This window comes from Nocardia sp. NPDC023852, assembly GCF_040639505.1.
Taxonomy (GTDB): Bacteria; Actinomycetota; Actinomycetes; order Mycobacteriales; family Mycobacteriaceae; genus Nocardia.
Genome location: NZ_JBFAAB010000083.1, coordinates 1 through 1,246, shown reverse-complemented (window position 1 = coordinate 1,246; position 1,246 = coordinate 1). Strand labels below are relative to the sequence as shown.

2 protein-coding genes are annotated in these 1,246 nt (G+C 63.1%); both read right to left on the bottom strand.

The window, feature by feature from the left end; genetic code table 11:
- Window positions 1-643, bottom strand: a 643-nt coding sequence (locus tag AB0H00_RS31975) for a polyketide synthase (RefSeq protein ID WP_357273681.1), incomplete at its 3' end; no start/stop codon positions are given.
- The coding region (locus AB0H00_RS31970; RefSeq protein ID WP_357273679.1) for a phosphopantetheine-binding protein at window positions 640-1,246 on the bottom strand (607 nt) is incomplete at its 5' end. The genes AB0H00_RS31970 and AB0H00_RS31975, both read right to left, overlap by 4 nt.

The window sequence follows — 1,246 nt, the reverse complement described above, 5'->3', positions numbered from 1 at the left end:
GAGCCACCAGCGACGACGAGCACGCGGTATCCACCGAGATGGCCGGACCCTTGAAACCGAGGGTGTACGCGATCCGACCAGACAGAACACTGTTCGAAACGCCCAGGTAGGCATGGCCTTCGGTCTCGGCGGTGATGGCCGGAGAACCGACACGCGGACCGTAATGCTGATGGATGACACCGGCGAAGACGCCGGTGTCGCTGCCGCGCAACGTGGTCGGATCGATACCGGCGTTCTCCAGCGCCTCCCAAGACGCCTCCAGCATCAGACGCTGCTGTGGGTCCATCGCCGCGGCTTCTCGTGGACTGATTCCGAAGAAGCCAGCGTCGAAATCGCCTATGGCGTCGAGGAATCCCCCTTCACGGGTGTAGATGGTGCTCGGCGTATCCGGGTCCGGGTCGAAGAGTCGCTCCAGGTCCCAGTCGCGATCGGTCGGGAACGAGCCGACCGCGTCGGTCGCGGAGGCGACAAGATCCCACAGCTGTGCTGGTGATTCGACGCCACCGGGGTAGCGGCAGCTCATGCCGACGACCGCGATCGGTTCTCGGGCGCGGTCTTCCAGATCGCGAATGTGTTTGTTGGCTGAGCGCAGATCTCCAGTGAGCTTGCGCAGGTACCGAGTAAGCCGTTCCTCGTTGCTCATGCTGAACCGAACTCCTCATCGATCAGATCCAAGAGCTCGCTACTGGAATGCAGTGCGAGATCGTCGTAGTCGTCGTCCCCTCGACTGTCGCCGAGATAGGAACGCAGCCGATCGCTGATAACACGCAGCGCCGTAACGGTCGCGGTGTCTTTTCCTGCCGTGACGACACGCTCGACCATCGCCTCCAGGTGGGCGAGATCGTCGGGCACGGTCGCGACGGGGGACGGTTGCGCGGTCGACCGCAGCGTCACCTTTGCCTGCTTGTGCAGATAGCCGGCCAGGTCGACCGGATTGGGGTAGTCGAATATCAGCGTGGAGGGCAGGTCGAAGCCGGTGGCTTTGGCGAGCCGGTTCCGGAGTTCCACCCCCGCGAGCGAATCGAATCCGAGTTCGTCGAATCCCTTCTCCGGTCTGATGTCGCCGACGGACGAGTGGCCCAGCACCGCGGCAGCCTGTTCCAGGACGATGTTGAGCAGAGCCTGCTGCCACTCGGCCTCCGGCATCAGGTCCAGTCGTTGTGCTAGTGATCGTATGGTGTCGACGTGGCGTGTGGAGGTGGTGACCAGGGAGTTGAGTGTTTTGGGTAGTGTTCCTGCGGTGGCT